Raw genomic sequence first — 12634 nt, 5'->3', positions numbered from 1 at the left:
AGAACCGTTACTTACTCATGGTGGCGATGTTGAACACCTGCTCGAGCATCGGATTAAAGGTGAAGCCTTTAACGTCTTTGTTCATCGCCAGCTGGTAATTCTTCTGGAACAGATAAACGTACGCGGCTTCGTCGATCACCACTTTTTGCGCCTGCTGGTAGTCTTTGGTGCGCTCCGCCTGATCGGTGGTTTTCAGCGCGGCCTGCAGCAGTGAATCAACCTCTTTGTTCTCATAGAACGAACGGTTGCCTGGCAGCCCTTTTTTGTCCGACTCGAACCAGTAGTTCATGAACATATACGGGTCGGCAAAGTCCGGGCTCCAGTTGCCGATGGCAATGTCATAATCACCTTTACCGACACGGTCACGCATGGTGGCGTTTGCCAGTTTTTCCAGCTTGACGTTAATGCCGAGTTTGCCGAGGCTGGCCTGGGTGGAGAGGGCGATAGGCTCCCAGTTCGGGTCGTTGTCCGAGTAGAGGAAGGTCAGGCTGGCCGGTTTGTCTTTCACCTTCTCCAGCGCGGCTTTGGCTTTGGCCTCGTCAAAACTGTACTGCATAGCCGTCGCGTCAAAGCCCCACATGCCGTCCGGGATCGGGCCACGCATCTGCTTGCCATTGCCGCTCAGAATGCCTTTCACCATTCCCTGGTAATCCGTCGCCCAGGAGACAGCCCGGCGTAAATCCACCTGATTGAGCGGTGCCTTACTGTTGTTAAGATACAGGTAGGTCACGCGCAAAGAAGGGTATTCTGCAACGGCCACTTTGCCTTCCTGTTTCAGGGCGGCCAGTTGATCAACCGGAAGAGAGTCAGCAATATCCAGATCGCCACGGGAAAGCTGCAGTCGGCGGGAGGCGCTCTCACCGATTATTTTCACGGACACGCGTTTAAAGTGCGGTTTATCACCCTGCCAGTGGGGATTTGGCACCAGTACCAGTTGCTGACCTTTCTGCCAGCTTTTCAGCATAAACGGGCCTGATCCAGCGGTGTTTTGCGCCAGAAAACCGCGCGCATCGTCCGCCGCATTGGCTTTCAACACCGCCGGGTTAATGATGGAGGCACCGTCGTTCGCCAGCGTGTAGAGGAACGGGGCAAACGGCTGACTGAGCGTGAATTTCACCGTATGGTCATCAACGGCATCAATTTTCAGATCTTTCGGGAAGGCTTCAGACGGCCCCTGGCTGAGTTTCAGCAGGCGTTCGAACGAGAGCTTGACCGCTTCGGCGGTGACCGGCGTGCCGTCGGAGAATTTCGCGTTGTCCGTCAGGGTAAAGGTCCACTCTTTTTGGTCGTCGGAGGCTTTCCATCCTGTTGACAGATCGCCTTCCACTTCGGTTGTACCGGGCTTGTATTTCACCAGTCGTTGATAGGACGGATAGGTGACGGTCCAGTCGTTGTTATCAATCGTTACGGCAGGATCGAGCGTTTGCGGGTCAGCTGCTTTACCGATCACCAGCATGTCTTTCGGGACGGCAGCCAGCGCCAGCGGGGCGCTCAGTGCCAGCGTGGCGGCAATTACGGTCGTGAGAAGCGTTGTTTTCATGGCAGTGCTCCAGGTTCAAAGAGGGGTGTGCGTCAATGGAAAACAGGCAAAACGGTCGTCAAGCAGCGGATAGCTGGCGGCATTCGGCAGTTCGAAATGCCACCATTCGCTGCTGATCCCCACAAAACCGCCGCCGAACATGATGGCGTTCAGCAGCAGACGGTTGCGCTGGGCGTGCGGTGGCACGGAGGGATGATACGGATGCGAGCGGTCATGCATTTCGTCAAAACCGGCACCCATATCCAGCACGGTGTTATGTTCATCCATCAGCGTGACGTCGATAGCCGTACCGCGGCTGTGATTGGAGCCAATCGCCACATCCACCACATATTCCGGGTTTGGGCAGGCATCCCACAGCTGGGCCTGCGCCTGTTGCGGTCGATAGGCGTCGTACACCACCAGTTTCAACCCGGCCAGCGTGGCAATACCGATGGCTTTCGCGAGTGCGGTGGCAGCGTCGCTATGCAGCAGGCACTGTGCTTCCTGATAGATCGGGCGGCCAGTGATGTTGTCGGCGGTGGCGTACTTCAGATCGATGTGCAGCGTGGGAAACGCTTTCGCCACATCAATCAGTTCACTCTCTTCGGGCATAGCTCCGCTCCTTTAGCGTTCGAATTGGCCAAACTCTTGTTGTAATTGTCGGTTTACGGCCAGGCGCGCCGGAAGCGCGTCACCTAACGCTTCCACCACGCCCGACAGCAGCAGGTTGAACAGACAGCTCACGGGGGCAAGCGAATCCCAGAAATGGCCGGTATCGGTTTTCACTTGCAGTAAATCAATCGGATAATCGCGTGCCCACGGACACCAGATATCAGTGATTAAGGCCAGGGGGATCTGTTTCTCACTCGCCACACGGCAGTACTGCCGAGCGACAGCGGAGTAGGTACGGGTATCTGTCAACACCACATAGGGATGAGAAAACCCTGAGTTCAGAGATTCAACCCAGCTCCCGGATGCCCCCTCGGAATAGCTGACGCCCGGGCGGAGATACTCGAGGTGGCTGAAGAAGGCGTTGGCGATCCCGCGCGTCGACTGAATTCCCAGCACAAAAACGGCCTCCGCGTGAGCCAACTGATGCACCACCTGGCGGAAGGTGTCCGTTTGCGCCAACTGATACACCTGCGTGATGGCATCCACTTCCAGCGACAAAGCGTGCTGAAGGCGATTGGGCAGGGGGCGCTGCTGCTGCCAGGAGTCCAGACGCTCATTCATGCCCCAGGGCTGGTAAGGGTCGCGCAGGCTTTTCTTGGCGTCTTCCAGGTTACGATACCCCAGCTTGCGCAGGAAGCGTCCGACGGTGATGCCGCTGGTACCGGTCGCCAGACCGACGCTCTCTGCCGTTTCAAACGGAATTTGCGCGGTGTGCGCCAGTAGCCAGCTGCCAACCCGTTTTTCGCTGGGCGTCAGTTGGCTGAAGGTCGCTTCGATACGGCTCAACATCTCGGGTTTTGTCGTCATACCGCCTCGCTGTTAACAGGCTGTCAGTCGCCAGAATTGTGTTACCTGATTAACAATGCATGACGCGTGCCAGAGTCACAGGGCAGTGAGAACCTGCTGCGACGCAAACTTCATGCAATATTTAATTAACCAATGATCAACATTTGTGCAGCCTAGTTCACTTTTGGTGCACTGGCTGAGCGGGCAGGTATGAATTTGTTGAATACGTCAGCTTCTTCACATTTTTGATAAGATATAAACACAGTGAAAATAAAAGGGATCCCGGCATGGCGAATTTGTCCTGGCGTGTCAGCGTGCGCCTGATGTCTCTCGCAAAAAAAATAGCGATGGTAGCGGGGATCGTTCTGGTCGTGCTGCTTGCTGTGCGGGTGTATCTGTCTCAGCAGGGCCCGGAACTGCACCTCTGGCATACCTGGCGGGCAGATGAGATGTCCGTGCGCGAGCTGGACAAAGCCGATTTTGCCAGGTATCAGGCCCGGGAAAAGGCGATTTTCACCGATCTGGATAACGCGGTGACGGCTAAAACAGCGGGCGAGGAACAAACCCCGTTAAACCGTTATTACCGCCAGAGCCTGGTATGGCCCGGTCAGTTTTCACCAGATGCCAACCGTTCATTTGTGCTGATGCCTGCCGGAAAGCCGCGCGGTGCGGTGGTGTTGCTGCACGGATTGACGGACTCTCCTTACAGCGTCAGACACCTGGCTTTACATTATCAGCAGCACGGGTTTGTGGCAGTGGTACCGCGGCTACCCGGACACGGCACCGCGCCCGGCGCGCTGACGGACGTTGACTGGGAGATGTGGCTGGCGGCAACGCGCCTTGCTGTGCGGGAAGCCACGCGTCTGGCGGGAGAGAGTGCGCCACTCCATCTGGTGGGGTACTCCAACGGCGGGGCGCTGGCGATGAAATATACCCTTGATGCGCTGGATTCCACTTCACTTCATCGACCGCAGCAGGTGGTACTGCTTTCACCGATGATTGGCGTGACGGCCTTTGCGCGGTTTGCCGGATTCGCCGGGTTACCGGCGCTGCTGCCGGCGTTTGCCAAAGCGGCGTGGCTGAATATCTCGCCGGAATATAATCCGTATAAATACAACTCGTTCCCGGTAAATGCTGCCCGCCAGTCGTGGCTGTTGACGAAGACCCTTCAGGAGCAGATTGGCCGCGCGGCGCGGGAACACAAACTGGGGCAGTTGCCGCCGATTCTGGCGTTTCAGTCAGTGATGGATTCCACGGTCAGTACCCGCGCGGTGGTAACCGGGTTATTTGATCAGCTTCCGGCGAACGGCAGTGAACTGGTCATGTTTGATATCAACCAGGCGGCAAGTTTCCGTCCTTTGTTTAAGCCGTCATCCTGGACGGCGGCCTCGTCGCTGCTGCCCGTCGAACAGAGGCGTTACAGTGTCACGATTATCACCAATGCCAGCGAGCACAGTTTCTCGACGGTGGCGAAAATAACCCCGGCAGGCAGCACCCATGAGACAGTCGTACCGCTTGCACAGTCCTGGCCGCAGGATGTCTACTCCCTGTCGCATATTGCCGTGCCGTTCCCGCCGGATGACGATCTGTATGGCCGCGAACCTGGCGTGAAAAACCACTATGGCATTAGCCTGGGGACGATTGCGCTCTGGGGAGAAACGTCCGTGTTGAGCGTCGGAAAAGAGGCGCTCATGCGAGTCACCTCGAACCCGTTCTACGACGACATGCTGGAGAGGATCGACGGCCGGATCGGGGATCAATAACCGTAAAGAACCCTTGTGGCGTGAATATGTTAGGTCGCACTGATTAATTATGATAAACAGTAGGTTCAAGGCACCTTTCTCTCTCATTGGAACCCGCTCTTGTGCTGACAACGCTCATTTATCGAAGCCAGTTGAATTTATCCCACCCGTCCACCGAACTGCGGGAGCTGGTGGAGCGGGCCAGGGGCCGCAACACAAAACTGGATATTACCGGCGTCCTCCTGGCTAAAGGGAGTGATATTCTGCAAATCCTCGAAGGGTCGGAAGAGAGTGTGGTCAAATTGTTCCACACCATCCGTGAGGACAAACGGCACAGTGGTGTGGTTGAACTGATGCGGGACTACGGCCCGCGCAGACGGTTCGAAAATGTCGGTATGCTGCTCTTCGACCTGCAAATCCAGTCGGCGAAAGACGTGCTACAGTCGGTACTGCGTTACAGCAAGCTGGACAGCTATCTCGCCTCTGATGATCGGGTATTCAAATTTATCCAGAGGTTTATTACAGATCAGCGACCGTCCTCGTCTGGGGAACGTTACGACCCGACAAAATGGACGCTCTCACCGGAGACATTACCGTTTGGTGATAGCCTGGGCCTGCTGGTTAACCAATCTTGCCAGTTTGCGCTCCAGCCCATTGTTGAGCCCTCCGAAGGGAAGATTAGTTCACTTGAAGCCCTCATTCGCGGTAATGATGGCGGCAGTCCGGAGCATTTTTTCAGCTCCCTCGACCCGGACAAAATCTACGAAATTGACCTTCAGACGAAAGCCTATGCCTTTGCGCTGGCTGAAAAGCTCGGTATTGGTAACCATAAAATTGCGGTAAATCTGTTACCGATGTCGCTGGTCAATGTTCCTGGCGCCGTGGCATTTCTGGCGGATCAAATTAAAAAACACGGGCTTAAACCGGAGCAGGTTGTCATTGAAGTCACTGAAAACGAGATGATTTCCGGCTTCAACCAGTTTAATAGCGCCATTAAACAACTTCGTGCCGAAGGCATTGGCCTGGCGATTGACGATTTTGGTTCCGGCTATGCGGGGCTTTCGCTGCTGACCCGGTTCCAGCCGGATAAAATTAAAATTGACCGGGAAATTGTCAGCAATATTCATCTTAGCGGCCCGAAACAGGCGATCGTGCGCTCGATTGTCAGCTGTTGCTCCGACCTCGAAATCACCCTGGTGGCGGAAGGGATCGAGAAAATGGAGGAGTGGTGCTGGCTTGAATCAGCCGGGATCCGCCGTTTCCAGGGCTTTCTGTTTGCCCGTCCACAGCTTAATGGCGTAGGCGATATTCACTGGCCGCATCTGGTGCGTTAAGCCAATTTTCCACCCTCGTTATTTCCCCTTTTCCTGACCTGTGCTTAAATAGCTAAAACGGTTTAATAATGTTTAGCTAAGAGGATCACATGAAAAAAATCTGGGTACTTGGCGATGCGGTAGTGGATTTGCTGCCTGACGGCGAAGGCAGATTACTGCAGTGTCCCGGCGGTGCACCGGCAAACGTCGCCGTCGGTATAGCCCGGCTGGGCGGTCGAAGCGCCTTTATCGGCAGAGTTGGCGATGACCCGTTCGGGCGTTTTATGTCTAAGACATTAGCCGACGAGCGGGTCGACGTGAAGTATATGCGCCTGGACCCGGCGCACCGCACCTCAACGGTGGTGGTCGATCTTGATGACCACGGCGAACGCTCGTTTACCTTCATGGTGCGCCCGAGCGCCGATCTGTTTCTGGAAACGGCCGATCTGCCGAGCTTCAGCGCCGGGGAGTGGCTGCATGTCTGTTCCATCGCGTTGAGCGCAGAGCCAAGCCGTTCTGCGACCTTCAGGGCGATGGCCTCCATCCGGGAAGCGGGTGGTTACGTCAGTTTCGATCCCAATATTCGCCCGGACCTCTGGCAGGATGAGAACGAACTTCGCCGCTGTCTCGAACGCGCTCTGCAGGGTGCAGACGTGGTGAAACTTTCTCTCGAAGAGCTGGCCTTTTTCACTGGCGAAACGCAGGTGGAGATCGGTCTGGATAAGCTCATGAATCGCTGCCCGGCACATCTGGTGCTGGTTACACAGGGTAAAGAGGGCGTCATCGCATGGCATGAGGGCACCGTGAAACACTATCCGGCCACGCCTGTGAAATGTGTCGATACGACCGGCGCAGGCGATGCCTTTGTGGCGGGGCTGCTTTACGGGCTGGCCGCCGGTCAGCCGTTGTCGTCCGTTATCGCTTTAGCTCAACGCTGCGGTGCGTTAGCCACCACGGCAAAAGGAGCCATGACGGCTCTGCCATATCAGCACGCCCTGTAATTCCTCCCATTGCTGGCCGCCATCCGGCGGCCTGAATTGTCGCCTCGATCACACTTACTAAAACGGTTTAGCAAAAAAGATTGCCGATCCAAAATTCAGAGGTTTAGTATCAGCAACCTAAACCGGTTTAGCAATTTAGCACGTTTAATGACTTCTTTTAGGGATGCGACAAAATGTATAAAAAACGCAGACTTGCCGTGATGATAGGCATGCTGGCCGGAAGTACCTCTGTTTTTGCCCAAACGGATATGACAAGCATCGAAGCGCGACTTGCGGCGATGGAACAACGTCTTCAGGACGCGGAGACGCGCGCACAGGTTGCTGAGAAACGCGCGACAGATGCAGAACAAAAAACGCAGCAACTGGTTGCGGCTCAGCAGCAGGCGCAAACGACAACTCAGGAAGTGGCTCAACGCACCACAGCGCTGGAGAAAAAAGCGGACCAAAGCGGTGGGTTTGAGTTCCACGGCTATGCCCGTTCTGGCCTGCTGATGAACGATGCGGCCTCCAGCAGCAAAAGCGGCCCTTATCTGACACCCGCCGGGGAAACGGGCGGAGCAGTAGGGCGTCTGGGTAACGAAGCTGACACCTACGTTGAGCTGAACCTGGAGCATAAACAAACCCTGGATAACGGGGCGACCACGCGCTTCAAAGCGATGCTGGCCGACGGTCAGAGGACCTATAACGACTGGTCAGCCGATACCAGCGATCTCAATATTCGTCAGGCCTTTGCGGAGCTGGGCAACTTGCCTGATTTCACCGGTGCGCTGAAGGGCAGTACCTTCTGGGCGGGTAAACGCTTTGACCGCGACAACTTTGATATTCACTGGCTGGATTCCGACGTCGTGTTCCTTGCTGGTACCGGTGGCGGTGTGTATGACGTGAAATGGAACGATTCGCTGCGCAGTAACTTCTCTATTTACGGCCGCAACTTCGGCAGCGTGGAGCAGACCGACAATAACGTTCAGAACTATATCCTCAGCATGAACCACTTCGCCGGGCCGTTCCAGTTGATGGTAAGCGGCCTGCGGGCGAAAGATAACGACGACCGTAAAGACACCAACGGCGATCTCATCAAAACCGATGCCGCCAATACCGGCGTTCATGCTCTGGTCGGGTTGCACAATGAGAGTTTCTACGGCCTGCGGGAAGGGACAGCCAAAACGGCGCTGCTGTACGGTCACGGGCTGGGTGCGGAAGTGAAAAGCATCGGCTCTGACGGCGCACTGCTGTCTGAGGCGGATACCTGGCGCTTTGCAAGTTACGGTGTCACGCCGATTGGCGGGGGCTGGAGCGTTGCGCCCGCCGTACTGGCGCAAAGCAGTAAAGATCGTTACGTCAAGGGCGATAGCTATGAGTGGGTGACGCTCAACACCCGTCTGATTAAAGAGGTGACGCAGAACTTCGCCCTGGCGTTTGAGGGAAGCTATCAGTACATGGATTTAAACCCGGAAGGCTATAAGGACCGCAACGCCGTCAACGGCAGTTTCTACAAGCTGACCTTTGCGCCAACGTTAAAAGCGAGCAAAATCGGCGATTTCTTCAGCCGTCCGGAGCTGCGCCTGTTTGCCACCTGGATGGACTGGAGCAGCAAACTGGATCATTACGCCAGCGATGATGCCTTTGGCAGCAGCGGTTTCAACGCAGGCGGGGAATGGAACTTTGGGGTCCAGATGGAAACCTGGTTTTAACCCATCACGCTCCCGCCTGGCGGGGGCGTTTCGCACATCATAAAAAGAAGTCAGGCAGAGGTATCTATGGATTTTAATCAAATCGCCCGCGAGCTTATTCCGCTGCTCGGTGGCAAGGAAAATATCGCCAGCGCGGCGCATTGCGCAACCCGTCTTCGTCTGGTGCTGGTCGATGACGCGCTGGCAGATCAGCAGGCTATCGGCAAGGTCGAGGGCGTGAAGGGCTGTTTCCGTAACGCCGGGCAGATGCAGGTGATTTTTGGCACGGGCGTGGTCAACAAGGTTTACGCCGCGTTTATTCAGGCGGCGGGGATTAGCGAATCCAGTAAATCCGAAGCCGCGGATCTGGCGGCGCGCAAGCTGAACCCGTTCCAGCGCATTGCCCGTCTGCTTTCAAACATCTTTGTTCCGATCATTCCCGCAATTGTTGCCTCTGGTTTGCTGATGGGCCTGCTCGGTATGGTGAAAACCTACGGCTGGGTCAATGCGGATAACGCCATCTACATCATGCTGGACATGTGCAGCTCGGCGGCGTTTATCATTCTGCCTATTCTTATTGGTTTTACCGCCGCGCGGGAATTTGGCGGCAACCCGTATCTCGGCGCGACGCTGGGCGGCATTCTGACGCACCCGGCGCTGACCAACGCCTGGGGCGTGGCGTCGGGCTTCCACACCATGAATTTCTTCGGCCTTGAGATCGCGATGATTGGCTACCAGGGCACGGTATTCCCCGTGCTGCTGGCCGTCTGGTTCATGAGCATCGTGGAGAAAAACCTGCGTCGCGCGATCCCGGATGCGTTAGACCTGATCCTGACACCGTTCCTTACCGTCGTTATCTCCGGATTTATCGCCTTACTGATTATTGGTCCGGCGGGCCGTGCGCTGGGCGACGGCATCTCCTTTATCCTGAGCACATTAATTGAACACGCGGGCTGGCTGGCCGGGCTGCTGTTTGGCGGGCTTTACTCGGTGATTGTGATCACCGGTATTCACCACAGTTTCCACGCGATTGAAGCAGGTCTGCTGGGTAACCCGTCGATTGGCGTTAACTTCCTGCTGCCGATCTGGGCGATGGCGAACGTAGCACAGGGCGGCGCCTGTCTGGCGGTGTGGTTCAAAACCAAAGATGCCAAAATCAAAGCCATTGCCTTACCTTCGGCGTTCTCTGCCATGCTCGGTATTACTGAAGCGGCCATTTTTGGTATCAACCTGCGTTTCGTAAAACCGTTTATTGCCGCGTTGATTGGCGGTGCGGTGGGCGGGGCCTGGGTGGTCTCAGTGCATGTTTATATGACTGCCGTTGGGTTGACCGCTATTCCAGGTATGGCCATTGTGCAGGCAAGCTCTCTGCTCAACTATATTATCGGCATGGTGATTGCCTTCGGCGTGGCGTTTACCGTCTCGCTGCTGCTGAAATATAAAACGGACTCAGAATAATGACGTTACCTTCACGCTGGCCTGCGATCCTGCAGGCCGTTATGAAAGGCCAGCCGCGCGCGCTCGCAGACAGCCATTATCCGCAATGGCACGCCGCGCCGGTGACGGGGCTGATGAACGATCCCAACGGGTTTATCTGGTTTGCCGGGCGTTATCATCTGTTTTATCAGTGGAACCCGCTGGACTGCGAACATCGGTTTAAATGCTGGGGGCGCTGGAGTTCTGCGGATCTGGTGCACTGGCAGCATGAGCCGCTGGCGCTGATGCCCGACGAAGAGTATGACCGCAACGGCTGCTACTCTGGTAGCGCCGTGGATAACGAGGGTGTTTTGACCCTGTGTTACACCGGCAACGTCAAATTCGATGACGGCGACCGCACCGCCTGGCAGTGTCTGGCCGTGGAACAACCGGACGGCAGCTTTAAGAAACTCGGACCTGTGCTTGCGCTACCGGAAGGTTACACCGGCCACGTGCGCGACCCGAAGGTGTGGCAGCACAATGGGGAGTGGTACATGGTGCTGGGCGCGCAGGATCTGCAAAAACGCGGCAAAGTGCTGCTGTTCAAATCCGCTGATTTGCACACCTGGGCGTCCTGCGGCGAGATCGCCGGTCACGGCGTTAACGGCCTGACGGACGCAGGGTATATGTGGGAGTGCCCCGATCTGTTTGCCCTCGACGGGACGCATGTTCTGATCTGCTGTCCGCAGGGGCTGGCGCGCGAGCCGCATCGCTATCTCAACACCTATCCAGCCGCATGGATTAGCGGGGCGTTTGACTATGCAAACGCCGCATTCGATCACGGCGATCTGCACGAGCTGGACGCCGGGTTTGAGTTTTACGCGCCGCAAACGACGCTGGCGGAAGACGGTCGCCGCATTCTGATCGGCTGGATGGGCGTGCCGGACGGAGAAGAGATGCTTCAGCCAACACGAACGCATGGCTGGATGCACCAGATGACCTGTCCGCGCGAATTACGCTACCACGACGGCAAGCTCTGGCAGACCCCGGCTCGTGAACTGGAAGCGCTGCGTGAAGGTGAACAACGCTGGCAGGGGATCGCCAGTGATGCGCCAGAACTGGATGCGACGTGTCTGGAGTTTGAACTGAGTACATCGCGCGCGAACGTCGATTTCGGCGGAACCTTGCGTCTCACGGTCGATGACCAGGGGCTGCGTCTGGAACGCGCCAGTCTGAAAACCGGGGAAACATTGACCCGTTACTGGCTGGGGGACGTCCGCCATTTACGCGTTCTGTGCGACCGCTCCAGCGTTGAAATTTTCATCAATCACGGTGAAGGAGTGATGAGCAGCCGCTATTTTCCTGACCATCCGGCCCGTGTACGATTCGAAGGTGAGTCCGTCATCACATTACGCTACTGGTCGCTGCGCGCCTGCATGATAGAATGAGGGTTTTGGCAGCCGGATCTAAGTCGTTGTGAGAAAAACAAAACGCGTCACCATTAAAGACATCGCGGAACTGGCGGGGGTATCAAAAGCCACCGCCAGCCTGGTCCTGAACGGACGCAGCAAAGAGCTGCGCGTAGCGGAAGAGACGCGTGAACGCGTGCTGGCGATTGCCAAAGAGCACCACTATCAGCCCAGCATTCATGCCCGGTCGCTGCGTGATAACCGTAGCCACACCATTGGGCTGGTGGTTCCTGAAATTACCAACTACGGTTTTGCCGTGTTTTCTCACGAGCTGGAGACGCTGTGCCGTGAGGCTGGCGTTCAGCTGCTGATCTCCTGTAGCGATGAAAACCCGGGGCAGGAGACGGTAGTGGTGAACAACATGGTGGCGCGTCAGGTGGACGGGCTGATTGTGGCTTCCAGCATGCTTAACGATGCGGACTACCACAAGCTGAGTGAGCAACTGCCCGTTGTCCTTTTTGACCGCCACATCAACGACAGCGCGCTGCCGCTGGTGATCACCGATTCCATTACCCCGACGACGGAACTGGTGGCTGACATAGCGCGTCAGCATCCTGATGAGTTTTACTTCCTCGGCGGTCAACCGCGCCTTTCCCCGACGCGCGACCGCCTGGAAGGGTTTAAGCAAGGTTTGCGTGAAGCCAATGTAACGCTGCGCCCGGAGTGGATCATTCACGGCAACTATCATCCGAGCTCCGGATACGAGATGTTCGCTGAACTTTGCGCCCGCCTGGGACGTCCGCCGAAAGCGCTTTTCACCGCCGCCTGCGGTCTGCTGGAAGGGGTATTGCGCTACATGGGTCAACACAACCTGTTGCAAAGCGATATCAGGTTAGCCAGTTTTGACGATCACTACCTCTACGATTCGCTGACGATCCCTGTCGATACCATTCGTCAGGATAACCGCCAGCTGGCCTGGCACTGCTTTGATTTAATTAGCAAATTGATCGAAGGGGAGACACCACAGCCCTTGCAGCGCAAGCTGGATGCCACCCTGCAACGACGCTATAAGTCATCTATATAGCTCTGACCGATACATCAATAAC

Annotated in this window: 10 protein-coding genes; 7 read left to right on the top strand and 3 right to left on the bottom strand. The window is 56.3% G+C overall.

Going from position 1 to position 12634, the window contains the following annotated elements:
- Positions 1 to 7 precede the first annotated feature (7 nt).
- The 3 genes from ACLHV9_RS12405 to ACLHV9_RS12395 are packed head-to-tail and all read right to left on the bottom strand — an operon-like array spanning position 8 to position 2998.
- Entirely contained in the window at positions 8 to 1540 is a 1533-nt protein-coding gene (locus ACLHV9_RS12405; RefSeq protein WP_028018943.1) for an ABC transporter substrate-binding protein, read from the bottom strand.
- Between the two features lie 15 nt (positions 1541 to 1555).
- Positions 1556 to 2131: a D-alanyl-D-alanine dipeptidase gene (ddpX, locus tag ACLHV9_RS12400; protein ID WP_049006477.1), complete on the bottom strand. Its 576-nt coding sequence runs from the start codon at positions 2129 to 2131 to the stop codon at positions 1556 to 1558.
- A gap of 12 nt (positions 2132 to 2143) precedes the next feature.
- A complete protein-coding gene (locus ACLHV9_RS12395; protein ID WP_028018945.1) occupies positions 2144 to 2998 on the bottom strand; it encodes a MurR/RpiR family transcriptional regulator in 855 nt (284 codons plus the stop codon).
- A gap of 266 nt (positions 2999 to 3264) precedes the next feature.
- On the opposite strand from ACLHV9_RS12395, the gene ACLHV9_RS12390 reads away from it, so the two are divergent.
- From ACLHV9_RS12390 to ACLHV9_RS12360, 7 genes are all read left to right on the top strand, one after another.
- Entirely contained in the window at positions 3265 to 4740 is a 1476-nt protein-coding gene (locus ACLHV9_RS12390; protein WP_108089882.1) for an alpha/beta hydrolase, read from the top strand.
- A 101-nt stretch (positions 4741 to 4841) separates the two neighbouring features.
- On the top strand, positions 4842 to 6053 hold the full coding sequence (locus ACLHV9_RS12385) for a diguanylate phosphodiesterase (protein ID WP_108089883.1): 1212 nt from the start codon (positions 4842 to 4844) through the stop codon (positions 6051 to 6053).
- An 89-nt stretch (positions 6054 to 6142) separates the two neighbouring features.
- Positions 6143 to 7033: an aminoimidazole riboside kinase gene (locus ACLHV9_RS12380; RefSeq protein WP_108089884.1), complete on the top strand. Its 891-nt coding sequence runs from the start codon at positions 6143 to 6145 to the stop codon at positions 7031 to 7033.
- A 173-nt stretch (positions 7034 to 7206) separates the two neighbouring features.
- A complete protein-coding gene (locus ACLHV9_RS12375) occupies positions 7207 to 8724 on the top strand; it encodes a carbohydrate porin (RefSeq protein WP_108089885.1) in 1518 nt (505 codons plus the stop codon).
- Positions 8725 to 8790: 66 nt separating this feature from the next.
- A complete protein-coding gene (locus ACLHV9_RS12370; RefSeq protein WP_407220561.1) occupies positions 8791 to 10161 on the top strand; it encodes a sucrose-specific PTS transporter subunit IIBC in 1371 nt (456 codons plus the stop codon).
- Entirely contained in the window at positions 10161 to 11567 is a 1407-nt protein-coding gene (locus ACLHV9_RS12365; protein ID WP_108089887.1) for a sucrose-6-phosphate hydrolase, read from the top strand. The genes ACLHV9_RS12370 and ACLHV9_RS12365 overlap by 1 nt, the downstream gene beginning before the upstream one ends.
- Before the next feature lie 28 nt (positions 11568 to 11595).
- Positions 11596 to 12612 carry a LacI family DNA-binding transcriptional regulator gene (locus tag ACLHV9_RS12360; RefSeq protein ID WP_028018952.1) on the top strand — a complete coding sequence of 339 codons (1017 nt, stop codon included), beginning with the start codon at positions 11596 to 11598 and terminating at the stop codon, positions 12610 to 12612.
- Positions 12613 to 12634: the final 22 nt, after the last annotated feature.

Origin of the sequence: Enterobacter sp. CPE_E890 (assembly GCF_046521475.1) — a bacterium.
Taxonomy (GTDB): domain Bacteria; phylum Pseudomonadota; class Gammaproteobacteria; order Enterobacterales; family Enterobacteriaceae; genus Enterobacter; species Enterobacter adelaidei.
The sequence above is the reverse complement of the archived record's forward strand: the minus strand, read 5'-3'. Positions and strand labels throughout refer to the sequence as shown.

Bases quoted from the DNA above. Each gene is read 5' to 3' on its own strand.
- ACLHV9_RS12395 (WP_028018945.1), bottom strand. From the start codon at position 2,998: ATGACGACAAAACCCGAGATGTTGAGCCGTATCGAAGCGACCTTCAGC.
- ACLHV9_RS12375 (WP_108089885.1), top strand. From the start codon at position 7,207: ATGTATAAAAAACGCAGACTTGCCGTGATGATAGGCATGCTGGCCGGA.
- ACLHV9_RS12405 (WP_028018943.1), bottom strand. From the start codon at position 1,540: ATGAAAACAACGCTTCTCACGACCGTAATTGCCGCCACGCTGGCACTG.
- ACLHV9_RS12365 (WP_108089887.1), top strand. From the start codon at position 10,161: ATGACGTTACCTTCACGCTGGCCTGCGATCCTGCAGGCCGTTATGAAA.
- ddpX (WP_049006477.1), bottom strand. From the start codon at position 2,131: ATGCCCGAAGAGAGTGAACTGATTGATGTGGCGAAAGCGTTTCCCACG.
- ACLHV9_RS12390 (WP_108089882.1), top strand. From the start codon at position 3,265: ATGGCGAATTTGTCCTGGCGTGTCAGCGTGCGCCTGATGTCTCTCGCA.
- ACLHV9_RS12380 (WP_108089884.1), top strand. From the start codon at position 6,143: ATGAAAAAAATCTGGGTACTTGGCGATGCGGTAGTGGATTTGCTGCCT.
- ACLHV9_RS12370 (WP_407220561.1), top strand. From the start codon at position 8,791: ATGGATTTTAATCAAATCGCCCGCGAGCTTATTCCGCTGCTCGGTGGC.